This is a genomic window from Nonomuraea sp. NPDC049421, assembly GCF_040677005.1.
Classification (GTDB): domain Bacteria; phylum Actinomycetota; class Actinomycetes; order Streptosporangiales; family Streptosporangiaceae; genus Nonomuraea; species Nonomuraea salmonea.
Window position 1 is genome coordinate 239843 of sequence record NZ_JBFAQA010000009.1, and the last position, 21290, is coordinate 261132.

At 72.3% G+C, this 21290-nt stretch carries 23 protein-coding genes and 1 pseudogene; 15 read left to right on the forward strand and 9 right to left on the reverse strand.

The window, feature by feature from the left end; translation table 11 throughout:
• Positions 1-23 precede the first annotated feature (23 nt).
• The 11 genes and pseudogenes from AB0K18_RS18145 (at position 24) to AB0K18_RS18195 (ending at position 8663) form a co-directional block, all read left to right on the forward strand.
• Entirely contained in the window at positions 24-1229 is a 1206-nt protein-coding gene (locus AB0K18_RS18145) for an ROK family transcriptional regulator (RefSeq protein ID WP_364915243.1), read from the forward strand.
• Between the two features lie 98 nt (positions 1230-1327).
• On the forward strand, positions 1328-4117 hold the full coding sequence (locus AB0K18_RS18150) for a glycoside hydrolase family 3 C-terminal domain-containing protein (RefSeq protein WP_364915245.1): 2790 nt from the start codon (positions 1328-1330) through the stop codon (positions 4115-4117).
• Complete coding sequence (locus AB0K18_RS18155; protein WP_364555016.1) at positions 4114-5118, forward strand: LacI family DNA-binding transcriptional regulator; 1005 nt, start codon at positions 4114-4116, stop codon at positions 5116-5118. Before AB0K18_RS18150 ends, AB0K18_RS18155 begins: the two co-directional genes overlap by 4 nt.
• Before the next feature lie 144 nt (positions 5119-5262).
• Positions 5263-5469 (forward strand): annotated as a pseudogene (gvpJ, locus tag AB0K18_RS18160) (gas vesicle protein GvpJ); the annotation flags it as partial.
• A 227-nt stretch (positions 5470-5696) separates the two neighbouring features.
• Complete coding sequence (locus tag AB0K18_RS18165; protein WP_364915247.1) at positions 5697-6491, forward strand: GvpL/GvpF family gas vesicle protein; 795 nt, start codon at positions 5697-5699, stop codon at positions 6489-6491.
• Positions 6492-6505: 14 nt separating this feature from the next.
• Entirely contained in the window at positions 6506-6730 is a 225-nt protein-coding gene (locus AB0K18_RS18170) for a gas vesicle protein GvpG (protein ID WP_345396200.1), read from the forward strand.
• Between the two features lie 7 nt (positions 6731-6737).
• Entirely contained in the window at positions 6738-7055 is a 318-nt protein-coding gene (gene gvpO, locus AB0K18_RS18175; RefSeq protein ID WP_364915250.1) for a gas vesicle protein GvpO, read from the forward strand.
• On the forward strand, positions 7055-7381 hold the full coding sequence (gene gvpJ / locus AB0K18_RS18180; protein WP_345396206.1) for a gas vesicle protein GvpJ: 327 nt from the start codon (positions 7055-7057) through the stop codon (positions 7379-7381). Before gvpO ends, gvpJ (AB0K18_RS18180) begins: the two co-directional genes overlap by 1 nt.
• The gene (locus AB0K18_RS18185; protein ID WP_364915252.1) at positions 7374-8171 is read left to right on the forward strand and encodes a GvpL/GvpF family gas vesicle protein; all 798 of its coding nucleotides are present in this window, start codon (positions 7374-7376) and stop codon (positions 8169-8171) included. Before gvpJ (AB0K18_RS18180) ends, AB0K18_RS18185 begins: the two co-directional genes overlap by 8 nt.
• Positions 8168-8371, forward strand: coding sequence for a gas vesicle protein (locus tag AB0K18_RS18190; protein ID WP_364915254.1), 204 nt, complete (start codon positions 8168-8170; stop codon positions 8369-8371). Before AB0K18_RS18185 ends, AB0K18_RS18190 begins: the two co-directional genes overlap by 4 nt.
• A gap of 1 nt (position 8372) precedes the next feature.
• Positions 8373-8663 (forward strand): gas vesicle protein K, encoded by a 291-nt coding sequence (locus AB0K18_RS18195; protein WP_345396215.1) that lies wholly within the window; start codon positions 8373-8375, stop codon positions 8661-8663.
• Here AB0K18_RS18195 and AB0K18_RS18200 read toward each other — a convergent pair.
• The 7 genes from AB0K18_RS18200 to AB0K18_RS18230 form a co-directional block, all read right to left on the reverse strand.
• Positions 8660-9229: a putative glycolipid-binding domain-containing protein gene (locus AB0K18_RS18200; protein WP_364915256.1), complete on the reverse strand. Its 570-nt coding sequence runs from the start codon at positions 9227-9229 to the stop codon at positions 8660-8662. The genes AB0K18_RS18195 and AB0K18_RS18200 overlap by 4 nt on opposite strands.
• Before the next feature lie 43 nt (positions 9230-9272).
• Complete coding sequence (locus tag AB0K18_RS18205) at positions 9273-9764, reverse strand: NUDIX domain-containing protein (protein WP_364915258.1); 492 nt, start codon at positions 9762-9764, stop codon at positions 9273-9275.
• Positions 9761-10291, reverse strand: a complete 531-nt coding sequence (locus AB0K18_RS18210) for a GNAT family protein (protein ID WP_364915260.1) — start codon at positions 10289-10291, stop codon at positions 9761-9763. Before AB0K18_RS18210 ends, AB0K18_RS18205 begins: the two co-directional genes overlap by 4 nt.
• Positions 10288-10653 (reverse strand): histidine phosphatase family protein, encoded by a 366-nt coding sequence (locus AB0K18_RS18215; protein ID WP_364915262.1) that lies wholly within the window; start codon positions 10651-10653, stop codon positions 10288-10290. Before AB0K18_RS18215 ends, AB0K18_RS18210 begins: the two co-directional genes overlap by 4 nt.
• Positions 10650-11405, reverse strand: a complete 756-nt coding sequence (locus AB0K18_RS18220) for a hypothetical protein (RefSeq protein ID WP_364915264.1) — start codon at positions 11403-11405, stop codon at positions 10650-10652. The genes AB0K18_RS18215 and AB0K18_RS18220 overlap by 4 nt, the downstream gene beginning before the upstream one ends.
• Entirely contained in the window at positions 11402-11902 is a 501-nt protein-coding gene (locus AB0K18_RS18225; protein WP_364915266.1) for a SigE family RNA polymerase sigma factor, read from the reverse strand. The genes AB0K18_RS18220 and AB0K18_RS18225 overlap by 4 nt, the downstream gene beginning before the upstream one ends.
• 79 nt (positions 11903-11981) lie before the next feature.
• A complete protein-coding gene (locus AB0K18_RS18230; protein ID WP_364915268.1) occupies positions 11982-12503 on the reverse strand; it encodes an AAA family ATPase in 522 nt (173 codons plus the stop codon).
• Positions 12504-12583: 80 nt separating this feature from the next.
• On the opposite strand from AB0K18_RS18230, the gene AB0K18_RS18235 reads away from it, so the two are divergent.
• Entirely contained in the window at positions 12584-12994 is a 411-nt protein-coding gene (locus AB0K18_RS18235; protein ID WP_364915270.1) for a VOC family protein, read from the forward strand.
• A 164-nt stretch (positions 12995-13158) separates the two neighbouring features.
• Here AB0K18_RS18235 and AB0K18_RS18240 read toward each other — a convergent pair whose 3' ends face one another.
• Entirely contained in the window at positions 13159-14526 is a 1368-nt protein-coding gene (locus AB0K18_RS18240) for a hypothetical protein (protein WP_364915272.1), read from the reverse strand.
• A 167-nt stretch (positions 14527-14693) separates the two neighbouring features.
• On the reverse strand, positions 14694-16454 hold the full coding sequence (locus AB0K18_RS18245) for a biotin carboxylase N-terminal domain-containing protein (RefSeq protein ID WP_364915274.1): 1761 nt from the start codon (positions 16452-16454) through the stop codon (positions 14694-14696).
• A gap of 268 nt (positions 16455-16722) precedes the next feature.
• On the opposite strand from AB0K18_RS18245, the gene AB0K18_RS18250 reads away from it, so the two are divergent.
• From AB0K18_RS18250 to AB0K18_RS18260, 3 genes are all read left to right on the forward strand, one after another.
• Positions 16723-16995: a WXG100 family type VII secretion target gene (locus tag AB0K18_RS18250; RefSeq protein ID WP_345396257.1), complete on the forward strand. Its 273-nt coding sequence runs from the start codon at positions 16723-16725 to the stop codon at positions 16993-16995.
• Between the two features lie 124 nt (positions 16996-17119).
• Positions 17120-18289: a S8 family serine peptidase gene (locus AB0K18_RS18255; RefSeq protein WP_364915276.1), complete on the forward strand. Its 1170-nt coding sequence runs from the start codon at positions 17120-17122 to the stop codon at positions 18287-18289.
• Positions 18290-18438: 149 nt separating this feature from the next.
• Complete coding sequence (locus AB0K18_RS18260; protein ID WP_364915278.1) at positions 18439-21240, forward strand: protein kinase; 2802 nt, start codon at positions 18439-18441, stop codon at positions 21238-21240.
• Positions 21241-21290 lie beyond the last annotated feature (50 nt).

The window sequence follows — 21290 nt, forward strand, 5'->3', positions numbered from 1 at the left end:
TCTTGGCGGGAACGGGGCTGATATTGATCACTTCTACGACCGGCCCTCAGCCGGCCGACTTCGCCGACGTACGGGCCACCAACCTCGCGGTCGTGCTGCGCTTCGTCCGCGAGCACGCGCCGTGCTCGCGCGCCGACATCGCCGCCTCCACGGGGCTCAACAAGGCGACCGTCTCCAGCCTGGTCGCCGACCTCATCGACCGCCGGCTCGTGCGCGAGACCGGGCTGACCGAGAACCGCGTCGGCCGGCCGGCCACGATGCTCGTCCTCGACGGCTCGCCGTACGCGGCCATCGGGGTCGAGATCGGCGTCGACACCGTCTCGGCCGTGGCCACCGACCTCGCGGGCGGGCGGCTGCTGGCCTGGCGGCGGGCGTTCTCCGGCGGCGACTCGGTCAGTCAGAGCGTGGCGGGCGTCGGCGCGATCGTCCGGCGCGTGGTCAACCGCATGGCCAAGGAGGAGCGCCAGGTGCTCGGCCTCGCCGTGGCCGTGCCCGGCCTGGTCGACGTGCAGGGCACCGTACGCCTCGCGCCCAACCTCGGCTGGCACGACGCCGACCTCGGCGGCGACCTGGCCAAGGCGCTGCGCGACCCCGGCTTCCCCATCCAGGTCGACAACGACGCCAACCTCGCGGCCCTGGCCGAGCAGCGCTTCGGCCCTTACGCGGGCGCCGCCGACCTGGTCTACCTCAGCGGCGGCGTCGGCGTGGGCGCCGGCATCATCCTCGACGGCCGGCTGCGCAGGGGCGGGCTCGGCTACAGCGGTGAGATCGGCCACGTGCAGCTCGACCCGGAAGGGCCCGCCTGCCACTGCGGCCGGCGCGGCTGCCTGGAGGCGGTGGCCGGCATCGGCGCGGTGCTGCGCAAGGACCTGTCGCCGGCCGAGACGCAGGCCGAGATCGAGGAGGTCGTCCGCCAGGCGCGCTCCGGCGATCCCGGCACGCTGGCCCGGCTCACCTCGGTCGGCACGGGTCTCGGCCAGGGCGTGGCGATCCTGGCCAACCTGCTCGACCCCGCGGTGGTGATCCTCGGCGGCTACTACGTCCCGCTGGCGCCGTGGGTGCTGCCCGCCGTCCACGACGAGCTGGGCAGGCGGGTGGTCGCTCCGGGAGCGCCCGAGGTCGTGGCCTCGACGCTGGGGCACGACGCGGCGGCGCTCGGGGGCGCGGCGCGGGTGCTCGACTCGATCGATTCGGGAAGATTGCCAGGAGGATTGGCGCGAATCCCTTGACCTTGGTCACATGGGCGTGCACCCTTCAGTCAATCCACTGAAATTTCCGCGTAACTTCCCCAGGCCGGTCGTCGAAGCGCTTCGACACTCTCAGAGGGATGATCATGCAAGAACCCCCCTTCCGCGACCCAGCGGCCCCCCTTCACGACCGGATCGGCGACGTGCTGCGCAGGCTCACCATCGAGGAGAAGCTGGGCCTGCTGCACCAGTACCAGGCACCGGTGGAGCGGCTGGGGATCGGCCCCTTCCGTACGGGCACCGAGGCGCTGCACGGCCTGGCCTGGCTCGGCCCCGCCACCGTCTTCCCGCAGGCCATCGGGCTCGCCTCGACCTGGGACCCTGATCTGTTGCACCGGGTGGGCGCGGCGGCCGGCGACGAGGTGGTGGCCTGTCACCACAAGGACCCGGCGGGGGCGGGGCTCAACGTGTGGGCGCCGGTGGTCAACCCGCTGCGCGACCCTCGGTGGGGGCGTAACGAGGAGGGGTACTCCGAGGACCCGTGGCTGACCTCGGTCCTCGCCACGGCGTACGCGCGCGGGCTCGGTGGGAGCGCTCCCGACGAGGACGGGCCGCCGGCCGTGCTCAAGACCGCGCCCACGCTCAAGCACTTCCTCGCCTACAACAACGAGACCGACCGCTGCACCACCTCCAGCAACCTGCCCCCCAGGGTGCTGCACGAGTACGAGCTGCCCGCCTACAAGCAGCCCATCGAGTCGGGCGCCGCGGTGGCCGTCATGCCGTCGTACAACCTGGTCAACGGGCGGCCCGCGCACCTCAGCCCGCTCATCGGGCAGGTGCTGCGCGCCTGGGCCCCGGGGGACCTCCTGGTGGTGAGCGACGCGTACGCGCCGGGCAACCTCACCGCGCTCCAGGGCTACCACGACACCCTGCCCGAGGCGTACGCGCACGCGGTCAGGGCCGGTCTCGACAGCTTCACTCAGGACGACGACCGCGCGCAGGCCACGCTCGGCCACCTGCGTGCCGCGCTCGACCAGGGGCTGCTCACCGAGCAGGACATCGACCAGGCCGCCGGGCACGCCCTCGCCATCAGGTTCCGGCTGGGGGAGTTCGACCCGGCGACGCCGTACGACGACGTCACCGACTCCGTCGTCAACTGCACCGAGCACCGGATGCTGGCCAGGGAGGCGGCGCGGCGCTCGTTCGTGCTGCTGGAGAACGACGGGCTGCTGCCGCTCCGCGACGTCCGCAAGGTCGCGGTGCTCGGGCAACTCGGCGACACGCTGATGGAGGACTGGTACAGCGGCACCCTGCCGTACGCCGTCACCGCCCGCGCCGGGCTGGCCGAGCGGTGCGAGACCGTGTTCTGCGAGGCGGTGGACCGGGTGACGCTGACCGCCGAGTCCGGCCCGGTCGCCGCCGACCCGGCCGGCGGGCCGCTCAGCGCGGGGGCGCAGGAGGCGGGGCTGTTCGACGTCTTCGACTGGGGTGGCGGCGCGTACGCGCTGCGCTCCGTGACCACCGGCCGCTTCGTCTCGGTGGACGGCACCACCTTGGTCAACGACCAGCCGGGGCCGAACGGGTGGGAGGTGCGCCAGACATTCCGCATGGAGGAGCGGCCGCGCGGCACGCTCGCCCTGCGCCACATCTCCACCGGCTGCTACGTCGGCGCCGCCGACGACGGCGTGCTGCGCTTGGTGGACGACGCCGACCAGGCCGTCTGGCTGGCCATGGACGTCGTCAGGAGCGGCACCGCCGAGGCCGCCAGGCTGGCCGCGGAGGCCGACGTGGCCATCGTGGTGGCCGGTGACCATCCGCTGGTCAACGGCAGGGAGACCGAGGACAGGCTGACGCTGGCGCTGGCCCCCGCGCAGGACGCCGTCGTACGGGCCGCGCGCGAGGCCAACCCGCGCACCGTGCTCGTGCTCACCAGCGGCTACCCGCTGACCTGGACGACCGGTGACCTGCCCGCCGTGCTCTGGTCGGCCCACGGCGGCCAGGAGTACGGCCACGCGCTGGCCGAGGTGCTGTTCGGCGACGCCGACCCCGAGGGCAGGCTGACCCAGACGTGGTACCGCTCCGAGCACGAGCTGCCCGACCTGCTCGACTACGACATCATCGCCTCCGACGCCACCTACCAGTACTTCCGCGGCGTCCCCCTGCACCCCTTCGGCCACGGGCTGAGCTACACCACGTTCGGCTACACGGGGCTGCGCGTCCGCCTCGACGGCGACGTGGTGCACGCCGAGGTGACGGTCACCAACACCGGGTCGCGGCCCGGCGTCGAGATCGTGCAGTTCTACACCCACCAGCAGCGCTCCCGGGTCAAACAGCCGCTGCGCCGGTTGCGCGGGTTCGAGAAGGTGCGGCTGGGGCCGGGCGAGAGCCGTACGGTCGAGCTGCGGCTGCCGGTCTCCGAGCTGGCGTTCTGGGACGTCACGAGGGGCAGGTTCGTCGTCGAGCGCGCGCCGCACCGGCTCATGGTCGGCCGCAGCGCCACCGACCTGCAACTGAGCGCGGGCTTCGAGGTCGAGGGCGAGGTCGTGCCGCCGCAGCGCGGGCCGCTGCGCGCCGCCTGCCACGACGAGTACGACGCGATCACGTTCGTGGACGCGAGCCGGCTGGACGGCGACGCCGTGCGCTCCGACGCCGAGGGCGCCTGGATCCTGTTCCGCGAGGTCGACCTGACCGGCGTCACGACCTGCCTGGCCAGGGCGGGCAGCACCGAGGGCGGCATGATCACCGTACGGCTCGGCGACCCGCTGCACGGCCCGGCGCCGGCCGGTTTCCCCGTGCCCAGGACCGGCCGGTACGACCATCAGGCCATTCCGGTCTCCCTCGAAGGCGTGGACGGGGTGCACGATCTGTACGTGGTGTTCGAGAACGAGGGCGTGACGCTGACGGTGATCGAGCTCGGAGCCGGGGCTTGAGCGGGCGCACGGTCACCATCGCGGAGGTGGCCAAGCACGCCGGCGTGGCCGTGAGCACGGTGTCGTACGTGCTGAGCGGCAAGCGTACGATCTCGGCCGACACCCGGCGGCGGGTGCTCGACAGCGTCCGCGCCCTGGGCTACCACCCCAACGCCGGCGCCCGCGCGCTGGCCAGCAAGCGCTCCAACGTGATCGCGCTCGTGCTGCCGCTGCGCGCCGGCATGCACGTGCCGGTGCTGATGCGCTTCGCCAGCGCGGTCGTGACGGCGGCCCGCCGCTTCGACCACGACGTGCTGCTGCTGACCGCCGACGAGGGCACGGCGGGCATCCGCAGGGTGGCCGCCAGCGCGCTCGTGGACGCGCTCGTCCTGATGGACGTCGAACTGGACGACCTGCGGGTGCCGCTGCTGCGCGAGCTGCCGGAGCCGAGCGTGCTCATCGGCTTCCCGGCCGAGCCCGCCGGGCTGACCTGCGTCGACCTCGACTTCCGCGCGGCCGGTGCGCGCTGCGTCGAGCACCTGGCCGAGCGCGGGCACGAGGAGATCGCGCTGCTCGGCGCCCCCTCGGTCGTCTACGACCGCGGCACCGGCTTCGCCACCCGCACCCGTGAGGGCTTCGTCGAGGCATTGGGCACGCACGGCATCGAGGGCGTCGCGCTGCCCTGCGAGGAGACGTTCGACGAGGTGTACGAGACCGTCCGCGACCTGCTGCTCGACCACCCCGGCCTGTCGGGGCTCGTCGTGCACAACGAGTCGGCGGTGGGACACGTGCTGGCCGCGCTGCGCCAGCTCGGCCGCCGGGTGCCGGACGACGTGGCGGTGGTGGCGATCTGCCCCGACGACGTGGCCGAGCGGGCCAGCCCGCCGCTGACCTCCGTGCTGATCCCGGCCGAGGAGGTGGGCCGGGAGGCGGTCAGGCTGGTCATGGACAAGCTGGAGGGCCGTGTGGTGCCCGACTCGACGCTGCTGCCGCCGCAGCTGGCCGTACGCGCGAGCAGCTGAGGTAAACACCCTCGCACCTCAATATTCGCGGTGGGTAACCGCATGTAAGCGAGGCGTACCCCAAATCTGTCCGGTTTTCGGCCGTATGTGGTTCCGTGTCGGTTTCACCGGGCAGGCCGGGTGAGGCGGAGGGAGAACCACACTATGACTACGTCAGTGCAGCCGGCGTCGGCCGGGCAGGGCGGCGGGCGGGGCCCCACCGGCCTCGCCGACGTCATCGACACGATCCTCGACCGGGGGCTCGTGATCGACGCCTACGTCCGGGTGTCCCTCGTCGGCATCGAGATCCTGACCATCGACGCGCGCGTCGTCGTGGCCAGCGTCGACACCTACCTGCGCTTCGCCGAGGCCGCCAACCGGCTGGACATGTCCCAGAGCGAGCAGAGTCTGCCCGAGGCCATCGGCCTGGCCAAGGGCGGCGGCTCCGGCCAGGACACCATCCAGGGCGTGGTCGAAAGCGAGGAGCAGCGCGAGCTGAGCGGGTCGGACGAAGAGACCGGGCAGGCGGAGGAGAAGAAGGAACCCCGGAGCGCCCCCACCAGGAAGATGCGGCTCAAGTGAGAGGAAGAGCAAGCGTTATGGGACGCTCGACCAACGTCTCCGGGACCGGCCAGGCCACCCAGGAGATCCAGAACCTCGCCACGTACGTCTACGGCATCGTCCCGGCGGAGACCGAGGTGAGCCGCGACCAGAAGGGGCTGGGAGAGCCTCCCGGCGAGGTGCGGCTCGTCAAGCACGGCGAGATCGCGGCCGTCGTCAGCGGCGTGAACGTGGACAAGCCGCTCGGCCGCCCCGACGACCTGCTGGCCCACGAGGAGCTGCTGGACAGCATGGCCGCCAAGGGGCCCGTGCTGCCGTTCCGGTTCGGGGCGGTGCTGTCCGACACGGGCGCCGTCGTGGACGAGCTGCTCGCACCGCACCACGACGACTTCGTGGCCGCCCTCGACGAGCTGGCCGGCAGCGCCCAGTACGTCGTCAAGGGCCGCTACGCCGAAGGGCCCGTCCTGACCGAGATCCTCGCCGAGAGCCCGGAGGCCGCCGGTCTGCGCGACGCCATCCGCGGCACCTCCGAGGACGCCACCCGGAACGAGCGCATCAGGCTCGGCGAGATCATCACCGCCTCCGTCGAGGCCAAGCGGGACATGGACACCCGCCTGCTGCTCGACGGCCTGTCCGGCTACTACCTGCAGGCCTCGCTCAGGGAGCCGTCCCACGAATGGGACGCCGCCCACGTCGCCCTGCTCGTCAAGTCCGACCAGCGGAAGGACCTGGAGCGGGCGCTGAAGGAGTTCGGCGAGCGCTGGGAGGGCCGCGTGGAGCTGCGGCTCATCGGGCCGATGGCGCCGTACGACTTCGTCGTCGCGCAGGGCTGAAGGGGGTACGGCGCGTGGGGCTGATCTCGCTGATCTTCACCTGGCCGCTCGCGCCGGTGCGCGGGCTGGTCAGGCTCGCCGAGATGATCCAGGACCAGGCGGAACGCGAGCTGCGCAACCCGGCCGCCGTACGCCGGCGGCTCGAGGCGATCGAGGCGGCCAGGCGGGCCGGCGAGATCTCAGAGGAAGAGGAACGCCGGGCCATCGAAGAGGTCCTGCGACTGGCGATGGGGAGGTGAGCCGGAGGTGAGCGCCGAGGGGTCGGACACCGAGGAGCTTGACGATTCGGAGGTCGTCGAGGTGCTGGACGCCGCGTCGGCGGGCGAGGCCGGCATGCAGCACATCGCCGACCTGACCAAGAAGGAACCGGAGGGCGTCACCTCGGTCGTCCCGGCGGACGACGGCTGGCTGGTGGACGTCGAGCTCGTCGAGGACCGCCGCATCCCGTCCTCGGGCGACATGCTCGCCCTCTACCGGGTGGAGATGGATATGGAGGGCACCTTGTTGTCATATCGGAGGATCCGGCGCTACCGGCGGTCGAACGCCGACTTCGGGGAGGCGTGATGACCTCCGGTCCCGTCGTCCGCCCCACGTACGGGTCGGGCCCCGCCAACCGCGAGCCCGCCAACCTCGGCGACATCCTCGAACGCGTCCTCGACCGGGGCATCGTCATCGCCGGCGACATCCGGGTCAACCTGCTGGACATCGAACTCCTCACGATCAAGCTCAGGCTGCTGATCGCCTCCGTCGACACCGCCAGGGAGCTGGGCATCGACTGGTGGGCGCACGACCCCTGGCTGTCCGGACGCGACCGCGAACTGGTCGAGGAGAACCGCCGTCTGCGCCGCCGCCTGGCCGTCGCCGAGGGACGGGAGGAAGTCGGTGGCTGAGGGAACGTACCTGTACGCGGTCGCCCGCGAACCCCTCTCGACCCCGGCCGGCGTGGCGGGCGCGCCCGTCCGCACGATCGAACACGACGGTCTGGTGGCGTACGTGAGCTCGGTCCCGTTCGACACCTTCGGCGAGGAGCCGCTGCGCCGCAGCCTTGAGGACCTCGACTGGCTGGCCGAGACCGCCCGCGCCCACCACCGCGTCGTGGACACGATCGCCGCCGCCACCACCACCGCCCCGGTCCGCCTGGTCACGGTCTACGCCGGCGACGACCAGGTCCAAGACCTCCTGACCCGCCGCGGAACAACCTTCCACCGCGTCCTGTCGCACGTCACGGGCCGCAACGAATGGGGCGTCAAGGTCTACACCCCCGTCTCCGGCGGGCAGGCGGCACAAAGCGAAGAGCCCGAGACGCAGGACGCGGGGGCGTCATGCGCTCGGCATGGCCGCGACGACGGGACGTACGGGCGGCCGGGGCGGGCGTACCTGGAGCGGCGAAGGGCGAGCCTGCGCGGCCGGGAGCAGCTCCGCAAGCAGGCGCTGCGCCGCGCCGACCACATCCACCGCACGCTGTCGGCCCTGGCCGCCGACGGCTGCCGCCACCGCCCCCAGGACCCGCGCCTGTCCGGCCGCCACGACTGGATGCTGCTGAACGGCGCCTACCTGGTGGACGAGGCCCGCGCCACGGAGTTCGCCGAGCTGGCGGGCACCCTCGGCGGCGACGGCGTCGAGATCCGCCTGACCGGCCCATGGGCGCCCTACTCGTTCACGGTCATGGAGACGACGTGACCACGCACGTACGGGACATGGTGGCCACCGACGACCTGCCGCCCGAACGGATCGCCCTGGTGGACCTGCTGGACCGGCTGCTGGCGGGCGGCGTCGTGCTGACCGGCGACCTGGTCCTGTCGATCGCCGACATCGACATCGTCCGCATCTCCCTGAACGCCCTGATCGCCTCGGTCGACGAGCTCGAAGGGAGGACCTGACGTGAGCGCGGACAAGCCCCGCTGGCGCATCGCCGCCGACTCGGAGACGGTCGAGCGCGACCTGTCCCGCCTCGTCCTGACCCTCATCGAGCTGATCCGCCAGCTCGTGGAACGCCAGTGCGTCCGCCGCATGGAGGAGGGCAACCTGACGGACGAGCAGATCGAGACCTTGGGCGTCACCCTGATGCGCCTGGAGGAGGCCATGGAGGACCTCTGCGACCGCTTCGACCTCACCCCGGAGGACCTCAACCTGGACCTCGGCCCCCTGGGCACCCTCCTCCCGTCGAACTAGAGCGCGCGGGTGGCGAGGCCGGGGTAGTCGAGCACGAGGGCCGAAGGGTCGTAGTGGAGGCGGCAGGCGACCTCGAAGGCCGGTGCCGCGTAATCGTAGGTGTCGTCGCCCGCGCGGGTGTAGTGCTGATCGAGGCGTTCCGCGGACAGGTCCAGGGCGCGGACGTACGCGGCCGGGGCCGGGGCGCCTGAGCCCGTCGCCAGGCGGAGGCGGTGCACAGGGAACGTGTTGGTCATCGCCGAGGACTCCAGGTCGACGTCGAGGCAGCCGTCCAGGTCGGGGGCGGGGGAGCCGTCCACCTGCCAGCGGCCCCTGCCGTCGGACTCCAGGAACGTGCGGCGGGTGCCGGTCACCGTGCGGCTGGTGACCCTGGCCAGGCGGGTGGTCCACGAGGTGTCGACCTCGATCGTGTAGTCGACCGCCCACGTACGGCCGTCCTCGACGGCGGTCGTACAGCCCTCGATGCGATGCCCGCCCTCATGCGGGCGGAAGTACGCGACCTCGAAGCCGGTACGGGCGGTCACGTGCCGCCAGGCGGCGGTCTCGGGCAGCGGCGCGAAGGTCACGCACCGATCCTGCCACGCCGCCCCTTCACGTGATCAACCCCCATCACCCTGAGAGCAGGTGCCAGGGCAGGACGATCGGCGCGGCCGGGCGGTCGCCGGCGGCGAGGCGTTCGACCAGGGGCGCGAGCCCCGACGGGACGACGGGCTCGTCGGCGCGGGCCAGCTCGGCCGCCGTCCACCACTGGAACCGGTCGGTCGAGGCGCGCTCGTCGTCGTCCATGCCGGAGTCGTCCACCTCAAGCCCGTCCACCCGCAGCAGGAAGTAGTGGTCGCGGGCGTGGTGCCGGCGGCCGCCCACCGTCCAGCCGCCCTCGCTGGTCGCCACCACCAGCCCGAGCGCCCCGGGCGGCACCACGTGGCCCAGCTCCTCGCGCAGCTCGCGGGCGGCGGCCTCGCTCGGGCTCTCGCCGGGGTCGATGCCGCCGCCGGGCGTGAACCACGCGTACGAGGGCTCGTCCACCTGCAGCAGCAGCCCCCGGTACAGCAGGATTCTGTCCGCCCCGTCGAGCAGCAGGACACGCGCCGTCTCCCTCACGTCATCTCCACGGTGATCGCCCACCGCTCGTGGTCGCGCCAGGCACCGTCGATGTACTGGAAGTTCGGTGAGAACCCCTCGCGCTGGAACCCCACCCTCTTGATCAGGTCGATGGACGGCTGGTTGTGCGGCTGGATGTTGGCCTCCAGCCGGTGCAGCCCCATGTCCCCGAACGCGTGCCCCACCAGCAGCCGCAGCCCCTCGGTCAGGTAGCCGCGCCCGGTCGTCGAGGCGAACGCCGAGTAGCCGATGGTGCCGCACTGGTGGGTGCCGCGGACGATGTTGTTGACGTTGACCCGGCCGACGATCGCGCCCGTGTCGCGCCGGCAGATCAGGAATCCCTCGTGCACGGGCTCGTCGAACCTGGCCACGTACGCCTCGAAGGCCGCGTACGTGACGATGGGCGGCCCCGGCATCCACCGGGCGAGCAGGTCGGCGCTCTCCCGGTGCAGGGCCGTGAGCTCCTCGAAGTCCTGGAGGCACAGGTACCGCAGGGCCACCCGGTCCGCCTCGGCAAGATAGATCACATCAGACATTCTGCAGGCCAGCTCCCGCAGCGCCAGGCGGTTCCGTCCCACTCGACGGCGAACGGCTCCGCGTGCGGCAGCGGCGCCCCCCACACGCGCCCGCCCAGCCCGCACAGCACGGCGAGCCCGGCGGTCAGACTGGCGACGTGGCCGACCACCGCGACGATGCCGGCGGTGGTGGCGGCGCGGACGGCGCTGCTCGCGTACACGTGCGAGATCCCCGCGCCGCGCAGCCGGCGGCCCGCCTCGGCCGCCTGGTCGCGGCCCCGCGGGGTCAGCTCGGCGTGCGGCTGGGCGCCGGACGTGCGGGTGACGACGTTCTCCGACTCGGCGTGCCGCAGGCACCACAGGCGCACGCTCACTCGCCCTCCTCCGCGCGGTCGTAGATGCCGACGGCCCAGCGGCCGGGGCGCTCGCCGACCTCGGCCGACAGCCGCTCGAGCACCTCGGGGAACATCAGCGGGGACATCTCGCGCAGCCGCGCGCAGACGTCCTCGCTCATGTCCGGCCGGCACGCCTTGACCTCGCCGGCCACGCGCTCGATGGGGGCGTCCGCGGGGAAGACCCAGATCTGCATCTTCTGCGGGCGTTCGAGCCAGCCTTCGGGGGCCGACAGCTTGTCGTGATGCCCGCCCGATCCCTTGCCGCACCTGCCGGCGCCGCCACCCATCTCCCCGCCCTTGAGCGAGCTCCTGGTGACGACCCACGCCCGCGGGTCGTCGCAGACCACCATGTGCGCGGTGTCCTTGCTGGTCGGCGAGAAGGTCACCGTCCGGGGGACGCCCATGGTCTCGTACCGCTCGGAGTGGAGGAGGGGCAGGGTGAAGTCCTTGTCGCCCAGCTTCACCCGGAACGTCTCCGGCAGCGGGAGCTCCGGCTGGAGACTGACCGTGTCCGTGGGCTGGCGCGCGACCGGCGCCGGCGACGGGGCAGACGGGAGGCCGTACATGAGGGCGACCGCAGCGACCGCGAGCGCCGCGCCCGCCGACGCCGCCCGCCTGCCGCGCCGGATCCGCCTGCCGCGCCGCACGATCGCCCCCAGGTCCGGGGACGGCGGCGCGCTGCGGCTCCGCTCGTCCAGCAGCCGCTCCAACTCGCTCTCCGTGTGCCTCATCGCCGCGCCCCTTCCACGTGCACGCTTCGTACGTCAGGATCGATCCGGAGCTTGTTGAGCGCCCGGTTGAGCTGGCTCTTCACCGCCCCCGGCGAGCAGCCGATGATGCCGGCGACCTGGGTCAGCGTGTGCCCCTCGAAGTAGTGCAGGACGACCACCGCCCGCTGGCGCGGCGACAGCGCGCCGATCGCGCCCCACAACGCCGCCTGGTCGTCCGCCTCCGCGGCGCGGTCACGCGGGTCCGCCGTCTCCGGCAGGCTCTCCGCGGGCACCTCGCCGCGCCGGCGCCGCCGCCACCAGGTGGCGTGCGTGTTGACGATGATGCGGTAGACGTACGGGTCGGGGTCGCCCTCGACGCGCCGCCACGCCAGCCAGGCCCGCGCCAGCGCGGTCTGTACGAGGTCCTCCGCCGCGCCCCAGTCCCGGCACAGGAGGTAGGCCATCCGGCACAGGCGTGCGTGCCGGTGTGCCACGTACTCCTCGAATCCCTCGTCCATGCAGCGTCTCCATCTCGTCGCCTCCGCTGATGAATACCGGCCGGGAGGCCCGTACGGTTGACAGCGATTCCGAGATGGCTCAGCCGCGCCCGAACGCGCGCAGCAGCTCGCCCGCCGACTCCTCGGGGCCGCGGCCCGCGGTGTCGATCGTCACGTGGGCGCGGGCCCACGGTTCGTACGCGCGCTCCACGATCTCCCGCCAGCTCGGCGGGCGCAGGCCCGGGATGTCGAGCCGGCGCGACTCCGCCCGCCGCCGGTGCTCGTCCTGGTCGGAGCAGACCACCTCCACCTCCGTGACCGGCACCCCGGCGCGTACGCCCACCTCACGCCACGCGTCCCTGGTGACGGCCAGCGGGTTCACCGACTCGGCCACCACCGTGAGGCCCTGCCGCAGGTGGTCCTCGGCCAGCGCGTACGCGACGACGTACCCGGCGGGCCCGATCGGGTGCTCGGCGAGGCCCGAACGGACGATCGCCTGCTCGATGGTGTCGACCCGCACATGCACCGCACGCAGCCGCCCGGCCAGCAGCCGCGACAGCGTGGTCTTGCCGGTGGCGGGCAGGCCGCCCATGACGACGAGCGCCACGTCTGCAGGGTTCATGGAAGTGCCTTCCTCGGTGATCGTCAACCGGTCAGGTTTCGAGAAGCCCGGCCGGGGTGGTGCGGCCTAGCGTGACAGTCATGACTTTCGCACTTCAGTACTGCCACATCACGGTCGACGACATGAACGAGGCGGTCGCGTTCTACCGCGACGGGCTCGGCTTCGAGGTACGCAGCGACGTCGGGGACGGACAGCAGCAGTGGGTGACCCTGGGCGACCCGGTGCACGGCGGTCCCGAGATCGTGCTCTCCAGCGCGTACGCGGGGCGCTCGGAGGCCGAAGGTGACGCGCTGCGCGAGCTGCTCGTCAAGGGCCTGCTGCCGATGATCGTCTTCAGCAGTGACGACCTCGACGCCGACTTCGAACGGGTCCGTGCCACCGGCGCCGAGGTCCTCCAGGAGCCCATCGACCGGCCCTACGGCGTCCGCGACGCCGCCTTCCGCGACCCGGCGGGCAACACAGTCCGTTTCCACCAGCCCCTGAAGGGGTGACCCGGGCCCCCGTAGAGGAGGGCCACCGCGAACGAGAACCGGCGGCCGGGCCACCGGTCCGCGGGAAGCACGAAGCCCCGGCCAGAAAACAGGCCTGGGAAAGCGAGAAGCCCCGGCCAGGAAACCTGGTCCGGGGCTTCTCGGTTGTGGTCAGGGACCGGTGGTCACCAGTCGCCGCCGCCGAAGTCTCCGCCGCCGAAGTCGCCTCCGCCGCCGAAGTCACCCCAGCCACCGGAGTCGCCGCCGCCGAAGTCTCCGCCGCCGCCCGCGTCGGAGTAGCCCTCGGCGTAGCCGGCGCCGTAGCCGCCCATGCCCCAGCCGCCGCTGAGCATGCTGCCCATCATGGTGCCGATGAACATGCCGGTCATGATGTCGCCGAAGCCGCCGTAGTAGCCGTAGGCGTAGGGCTGGTAGGCGGGACCCGCGTCGTAGTAGGGCCGCCGCTGGCCGTCGACCATGACCTCACGCATCTGCGGGTCGAAGCCCCGCTCGATCGCCTCGGCGTCCATCTTGCAGGCGGGCACGTCGCGGACGGCGCCACCGGGCGGGGCCCAGCGGACGTCGCGGACGGACGGGCCGTGCTGCGGGTTGAAGAAGCAGGGAGCACGCCGCTCGGGGATCGGCTCGTTGCTGACCTTGGCCTTGACCACGGCGAGCGCGTAGCGGCCGTCTTCGAGGGTCTGGGTGACCTCGCGGACCTGGTCGGCGTGCTGCACGGCGGCGAGCTGCGTCTTGGCCTTCTCGTAGGAGTCGAGGGCGGTCTGCCACTCCTCGATGTGCTTGCCGCCCTCGCCGGCCAGGGTGACGTCGGTGTCGACGGCGGTGATCTCCTCGCCGAGCTTGGTGACGTCCTCCTCGACGGTCTGCTTGACCGCGGCGAGGTCCTTGGCCTCCTGGATGGCCCGCTTCTTCTTCTTGTTGTTGGAGTAGAGGAAGTAGCCGCCACCGCCGACCAGGACCAGCGCGCCGAGAGCGATCAGCGCCCCGGTGCCGCCGGCGCCCGGGTTGGCCTGGCTGCCGGAGTCGAGCGCGGAACGGTCGCCCTTGGCGGCCATGTCGACGCGGTTGGTGAAGTCCTTCATGCCGGCCACGATGTCGCCCGAGTTGGCGTTGACCGCGCGGGTGGCCAGGTTGCCCGCCAGGCCCTTGCTCAGAGCGTTGGATCCGGCGAAAAGGGTCTGGCCGTCGATGACGGCGATGGTCGCACGAGGACGGCCCGCCTTGCTCAGCGCGGAGCTGAGCTGGCTCATGTAGGGCGCAATGTTGGACTGGTCAATCGTGCCGTCGGGCAGTGCCACAGCGTAGATCTTGGTGTCCGCGCCCTTGAGCGCGTCGTTGATCTCGCTCTCCTGACCGGACGACAAGGCAGAGCCGGCCACCACATAGAGCGGCGCCTTCTTCCAGTTGGACACGACCGTGTCGGCATCCGGTGGCGCCGCCGCGTTGGCGGCAGGGGACAGCGCAAGAACGACGATAAGACCGGCGATCAGAGCCGCGAACGCGGCCCCTGCTCGGCGCAGCGAGTGGGTCATGGGCAGCAAGCCTCCTTCGCCCTTGAGGACGAATGGGCGGTCGGCAAAGTTCCTCAAGAGGCACGCTACCCGTCCGGGGCCGCACAGGAGCACTCCGTGGCGCAACAGCCTGGCACCGGTTGGGTCCCGGTCGGGTCGATCTCCGGCCAAGCCCCCATCAGGGACCGTCAGGAGTCCTTGATCTCGCAGATCGTCGCGCCGGAGGTGACGGTCTGCCCGACCGCCGCCGTCAGCCCGGTGACGGTGCCCGACTTGTGGGCCGTCAGCGGCTGCTCCATCTTCATGGCTTCGAGCACCACCACGGTGTCACCCTCGTTCACGGTGTCGCCGTCGCCGGCCACGACCTTGACGATCGTGCCCTGCATGGGGCTGACCAGGGCGTCGCCGCCGGCCGCCGGCTTCTTCGAGCCGCCGCCCGCGCGCCTCGGCGCCTTGCCGCGAGCGGCCTGCGCGGGGGCCGCGTCGCCCAGCCCGGCGCCCAGCCCGGCGGGCAGCACGACCTCCAGCCGCTTGCCGCCGACCTCGACCGTGACCGTCTCCCTGGCGGGCTCCTCGCCGGCCGCGACGTCCCCGTCGTACGGCGCCACCGGGTTGTCCCACTCCGTCTCGATCCACCGCGTGTGCACCGAGAACGGCTCCGACACGAACGCCGGATCCGTCACCACGGCCCGGTGGAAAGGCAGCACGGTCGGCATGCCGGTGATCTCGAACTCCGCCAGCGCCCGCCGGGAGCGTTCGAGCGCCTCCTGACGGGTGCGGCCGGTGACGATCAGCTTGGCCACCAGCGAGTCGAACGTCCCCGGCACCGTCATGCCCGCCTCGTAGCCGGAGTCGAGCCGCACCCCCGGCCCCGACGGCGCGCGCAGCGTGGTCAGCGTGCCGGGGGCGGGCAGGAAGTTGCGGCCGGCGTCCTCGGCGTTGACCCGGAACTCGATCGAGTGGCCGCGCAGCGCGGGGTCGTCGTAGCCGAGCGGCTCTCCGTCGGCGATGCGGAACATCTCGCGTACGAGGTCGATGCCCGCGACTTCCTCGCTGACCGGGTGCTCGACCTGAAGCCTGGTGTTGACCTCCAGGAAGGAGATCGTGCCGTCCTGGCCGACGAGGAACTCGCAGGTGCCGGCCCCGACGTAGCCCGCCTCCTTCAGGATGGCCTTGGAACTGGCGTAGAGGACCTCGACCTGCTCGGCGGTGAGGAACGGCGCGGGCGCCTCCTCCACGAGCTTCTGGTGGCGGCGCTGCAGCGAGCAGTCGCGGGTGCTGACCACGACGACGTCGCCGTGGGCGTCGGCCAGGCACTGCGTCTCGACGTGGCGGGGCCGGTCGAGGTAGCGCTCGACGAAGCACTCGCCCCGCCCGAACGCGGCCACGGCCTCGCGGACGGCCGACTCGTACAGCTCGCCGACCTCTTCGAGCCGGCGGGCGACCTTGATGCCGCGCCCGCCGCCGCCGTACGCGGCCTTGATGGCGATCGGCAGCCCGTGCTCCTCGGCGAACGCCACCACCTCGGCGGCCCCGCTCACCGGGTCTTTGGTGCCCGCGACCAGCGGCGCGCCGACCTTCTGCGCGATGTGCCTGGCCTGCACCTTGTCGCCGAGCGCGGCGATCGCGGCGGGCGGCGGGCCGATCCAGACCAGCCCCGCGTCGATGACGGCCTGGGCGAAGGCGGCGTTCTCGGAGAGGAAGCCGTAGCCGGGATGGACGGCGTCGGCACCGCTGCGGCGGGCGATGTCGAGGAGCTTGTCCACGTCGAGGTAGGTCTCGGCCGGGGTCTGCCCGTGCAGCGCGTACGCCTCGTCGGCGACCTTGGCGTGCAGGGCGTCGAGGTCCTGGTCGGCGTAGACGGCCACGCTGGTGATGCCGGCGTCCTCGCACGCGCGGGCCACTCGTACGGCGATCTCGCCGCGGTTGGCGATCAGAACCTTCCGCACCGGCCTTCGTCCTTCCTGCTAGGTTCGGCGGCTCCACGTGCCTGCCGTCGTTCGCGTCGAGCAGCTGCCCCGGGACGCGCCCGGCTCCCGGTCGGCCGGGAAGAGAACCCTATCGCCGCTGGTCGTCCCGGCTTCTCGGAGGCGCTGGCGGCCTCCCTTTCGATCCGAACAATCCTCGGGTAGACCATAGCCGCTCGGCATATCTCCGGCGACGGGCGGTGGCCCTTCCTTAGTGTGAGGGCGCTTTCACAAGTTCCAGGAGGTATGCATGAGCCAGAGCATGCTCGGCGGCGACCCCGCGGAAATGCAGCAGATGTCCAGCCAGTTCACGCAGCAGTCGGAGGCGGTCCGTACGACGATGACCGCGCTCGACCGCGAGGCCGCGAAGGTCGGCACGGCGTGGACGGGTCCTGGGGCGCAGCGCTTCCAGCAGGCGTGGCAGAACTACCGCACGGCATTCCAGCGGATGACCGAGGAGCTTCAGGAGGCTTCGCGGGTCATCGGGACCTACCGGCAGAACATCGAGTCCGCCACGAAATGATCAACGGAAGAGGCCCTGGCGAAGCGGCCGGGGCTTCTTACCGTTGACCCGTGGGACCCGCCGTGAAAGGGACTCTGGCCGAACGTAACTTTGCGGCGAATCGGGCGGGCTACCCTTTTTCTCCATGATTGGTCGCGTCCTCCTGGCCAGCGTGCTCGCCTTGCAGGCTCCCCTCGCCCCAGCCGTCCAAGGGGCCGCCGCTGGGGCCGCCGCTGGGGCCGCCCCCGACTGCAATCCGCCCAGGGGGCAGCTGGAGGTCGGCGAGTCATGGGCGCAGAAGCGGCTCGACCCCAAGGGCGTCTGGTCGCTGTCGACCGGCGCGGGCGTACCAGTCGCGGTCATCGACACCGGTGTCGACCTCACTCATCCGCAGCTCCGCCTGGGCGGCAAGGCCGACCTCGTCGGCTCCGGCTACCGCGACTGCGTCGGTCACGGCACCGCCGTCGCGGGCATCATCGGCGCCCAATACGTCAAGGGCGTGCTGTTCCACGGCGTCGCGCCGGGGGCGCGGCTGCTGTCGTACAAGTTCACCGACACCGAGCAGAACGGTGACACGCAGCTGCTCATCAAGGCCATCAAGGCCGCCGCCGACCAGGGCGCCAAGGTCATCAACGTGTCGAGCAGGACGCTCGACCACCCCGCGCTCGAAACGGCCGTACGGTACGCGCTCGCCAAGGACGCGGTCATCGTCGCCGCCGCCGGCAACATCTCCCGCCAGGACGGCACCCCGTCGCCCGCCTACCCGGCCAGCTACGACGGCGTGCTCGCGGTGGGCGCGGCCGGGCCGCAAGGCACGCTGGCCGAGTTCTCCAACACCAAGACGCCCGTGTCGGTGATCGGGCCTGGCCAGGACGTCACCTCGACCTGGCCGGGCGGCGCCTACGCCAAGGGGCTCGACGGCACCAGCTACGCGGCGCCGTACGTGGCGGGCGTCGCCGCGCTCGTCAGGGCCCGCCATCCCAGCCTCGACCAGGCGCAGGTACGCCGGCGCATCATCGCCACCGCCGACGGCGCCACCGGCGCGGGCAAGGGGGCGGGCATGGTGAACCCGATGCTGGCGGTGAGCGCGATCCTGCCGTTCGAGCCCGCCAACGCGCCCGTGGTCGCGCCGCCCCCTCCGACCCCGCTGCCGCGCAGCGCCGTGACCAAGGCCCCGCCCGTGGACGAGAAGGCCATCGATCTGGCCGTGCTCGTCGCGGCCTGCGCGATCGGGCTGGCGCTGCTGGTGGTGGCGATGCGCGTGGTGATCCCGATGGGCCGGCGGAGGGGCTGGCGTCCCGGGCGGCCGACCTGATCTGTCCAGCTGATCTGTACGGCGCCGTAACTACGGGTGCAAGGAAACGGCACAACGATTTGTTGACGGCCGTCCGAAACGCCTGATGCTGATGTGACAGATCTGGTTGAATGTGATCAATTCATGCTTTGCTGGTGAAAGGTTTGGGCATGCACCCTTTGCGCCCTGGGGATCCAGAGCGGATCGGCGCTTTCAGCATTGTCGGGCTGCTGGGAGAGGGGCCGAGAGGGGCAGTCTTCCTCGGGCGCGAGTCCGAGGACGCGCCCAAGGTGGCCATCAAGCTGCTCCCCGCCGAGCCGGAGTCCGAGCGTGAGCCTGATCGGTACCTGGGGGCCAAGCGGGTCTCCAGCTCGTACGTAGCCCGCGTCCTCGACGCCGGCCACCACGGCGACCGGCCGTACGTCGTGCGCGAGTACGTCGAGGGCAAGAGCCTGGCCGAAACCGTCGCCGACGGCGAGCCGCTGACCGGGGACGCGCTCGAACGCGTGGCCGTCGGCGTGCTGACCGCGCTGTCCGCCGTGCACCTCGCCGGGCTGGCCCACCGCTCGCTCACCCCGCACAACGTGATCCTCGGGCCCGACGGCCCGCGCGTCACCGACGCGGCCATCGGCGACCCGGTCGGCGACGCCGCCTACCAGGCGCCCGAGCAACTGGAGGGCCGCCCGTACGGCCCCTACGCCGACGTCTTCGCCTGGGCCGCCACCATCGTGTACGCGGGCACCGGCCACCCGCCGTTCGCCGACCGTGAAGCCGCCCTGAACGGCGACCCCGACGTCGGCATCACGGCCGAGCCACTCCGCCGCGTCCTGCTGTCGGCCCTGACCAGGGAGGTCGGCTCCCGCCCGACGACCTACAGCGCCTTGATGCAGGTCCTCGGCGACGCCCCGAAGACGCCCGAGGCAAGGCCCGAAGCAGCCGCGGCAGCCGTCGTCCCGGCCCCGGCTGTGGCCGCGTCGGCCGCGGACAGCTCGAAGACGGACGCCCCCACCCCAGAAGCGCCGAAGCCGGCCGCGGACGGGCCGAAGCCAGGCGAGCCGGTGGCGGACGCGGCGCACCCCAGCGAGCCCGGTAAGCCGGCCGCAGATGGGCCGAAGCCCGGCGAGCCGGTGGCGCAGCCGGCGGAGTCCGGTCAGTCCGAGTCGGGTGAGCAGAAACCGGATGGGCCTGTCGCGGACGCGCCCAAGCCCGGAGAGGATGCGCCCAAGCCCGATAAGCCCGTGGCGGATGGGCCTAAGCCCAAGGAGCCCGTGGCAGGTGAGTCCAAGGCCGGCGCGCCAGTGGTGGCTGAGTCCAAGGCCGGCGCGCCTGTTGCGGCTGAGTCCAAGGCCGGTGCGCCCGGACCCCGGTCCGGTGGGGCTGGGGGTGAGGGGCCTGCGCCGCGGAGTGCGCCTGAGGGGCCGCCGCTGGAAGGCGTGACGATCGCGCGGCTGCCGATGCCGGGTGGGCCGCCGCAAGGGCCGCCGATGCAGGGGCCGCTTCAGGGCCCGCCTCAGGGACCTCCGCAGGGGCCGCCGTTCGGTCCTCATGTGCCGCCGCAGGGGCCCCATCCGTCGGTGCCCGCTCAGGGGGGTCCCCTTCAGGGGATGCCTCAGGGGGGCGTGCCGATGCAAGGGCCGCCTCAAGGGCCGCCGCATGGGCCGCTCTCCGGGCCGAATCTGCCCCCGCAGGGTCCGCCTTCGGGGCCGCACGTGCCGCCGCCGCACGTTCCTGGGCCGCCGCTTCAGGGGACGCCCGTGCCGGGTCCTGGGATGCAGAGTCCTGGCATGCACGGCCCTGGGATGCAGGGGCCGCAAGGGCCGGGGCCGCAGGGGCCTGGCTCGCAGGGGCCGGGGGCGAATGTGCCCGTACCGCATCAGCAGGGCGGGCCCGAGTCGCAGGCGCCCCCGCAGTTGCAGGGGCGGCCCGTGATGCCGGAGAGCACCATGTGGGGGCCGCCTGAGGCGGACCCGCCGCAGCCGCCCGCGCAGATCAGGATCGAGCGGTCGTCGTCGCCCGCGCCCCGCAGGGGGCTGCCACTGGCGTTGATCGCCGCCGTCGCCACGGTCGCGCTCGTCGCCGCCGTGGGCCTGTGGGGCGCCAACCGCTACGTACGCCTCCAGCAGGTCGAACCCGCTTCGGTGGCGCAGGAGAACACCGACGGCATTCCCACGCCCAGCGGCACCGCCACGGGCCCGGCGCCGCAGGGCACCGACCCGGCGAACCCGCAGGCGACCGCCGAGGCCACCGTCCCGTGGGCGGCCAGCAACGACACCAACGACGTGGGGCCGCTGGTGCTGCCCACCGAGTGGTCGTCGGCGACGCCCGACGTACCCGAGCTGACCACGGCGCCCACCACCCCGTCGGCGCTGCCGACGACGCCGGTCGTGGTGCCGACGCAGCCGCCGGCGACCGTGACGAAGCGGGCACAGCCCACCAAGAAGCAGCAGAAGACGCAGGCGCCGAAGCCGAAGGCGACCGTCACCAAGACGGTGCAGCCGACGCCGAAGCCGACCAAGACCACCCCCAAGGCGCCGGTCAAGACGCCGACGAAGCGGCCCGACCCGACGCCCACGCAGGAGCCGCAGCCGACGAAGACGACGGCCAAGCCCCAGCCGACGAAGACCACGGCCAAGCCGGCCGCGCCGGTCAAGAACCCGTACACGGCCACGCAGGTGTGCGGCTCCGGCTTCTCGGTGCAGCGGTCCGCCTCGTTCTCGGGCGGGGTGACGTACCAGCTGTGGAACAACAGCACCGGCCAGAACTGCGCGGTCACCATCAAGACGGCGGACGTCGGCAAGAGCACGTCGATGGGCGTCACCCTTGAGGCGCAGGGCGGCGGCAGCCAGTCCGACAACGGCAGCTTCGAGTACTACGCCGGCCCGGTGAAGGTGAGCGCCAAGGGCAAGTGCGTGCGCATCTCCGGCTACGTCGGCTCGGGCAGCACGAGCACCGGCTGGGCCAACTGCGGCTGACCCGCCCCGCCTGACGACGACGCCCCCGGAGCCCCTGCGGCCCCGGGGGC

Excerpts from the sequence above, each read along its gene's own strand:
- AB0K18_RS18165 (WP_364915247.1), top strand. The coding sequence starts at position 5,697 with ATGGGACGCTCGACCAACGTCTCCGGGACCGGCCAGGCCACCCAGGAG.
- AB0K18_RS18220 (WP_364915264.1), bottom strand. The coding sequence starts at position 11,405 with ATGAGGCACACGGAGAGCGAGTTGGAGCGGCTGCTGGACGAGCGGAGC.
- gvpJ (WP_345396206.1), top strand. The coding sequence starts at position 7,055 with ATGACCTCCGGTCCCGTCGTCCGCCCCACGTACGGGTCGGGCCCCGCC.
- AB0K18_RS18225 (WP_364915266.1), bottom strand. The coding sequence starts at position 11,902 with ATGGACGAGGGATTCGAGGAGTACGTGGCACACCGGCACGCACGCCTG.
- AB0K18_RS18235 (WP_364915270.1), top strand. The coding sequence starts at position 12,584 with ATGACTTTCGCACTTCAGTACTGCCACATCACGGTCGACGACATGAAC.
- AB0K18_RS18260 (WP_364915278.1), top strand. The coding sequence starts at position 18,439 with ATGCACCCTTTGCGCCCTGGGGATCCAGAGCGGATCGGCGCTTTCAGC.
- AB0K18_RS18150 (WP_364915245.1), top strand. The coding sequence starts at position 1,328 with ATGATCATGCAAGAACCCCCCTTCCGCGACCCAGCGGCCCCCCTTCAC.
- AB0K18_RS18255 (WP_364915276.1), top strand. The coding sequence starts at position 17,120 with ATGATTGGTCGCGTCCTCCTGGCCAGCGTGCTCGCCTTGCAGGCTCCC.
- AB0K18_RS18230 (WP_364915268.1), bottom strand. The coding sequence starts at position 12,503 with ATGAACCCTGCAGACGTGGCGCTCGTCGTCATGGGCGGCCTGCCCGCC.
- AB0K18_RS18240 (WP_364915272.1), bottom strand. The coding sequence starts at position 14,526 with ATGACCCACTCGCTGCGCCGAGCAGGGGCCGCGTTCGCGGCTCTGATC.
- AB0K18_RS18250 (WP_345396257.1), top strand. The coding sequence starts at position 16,723 with ATGAGCCAGAGCATGCTCGGCGGCGACCCCGCGGAAATGCAGCAGATG.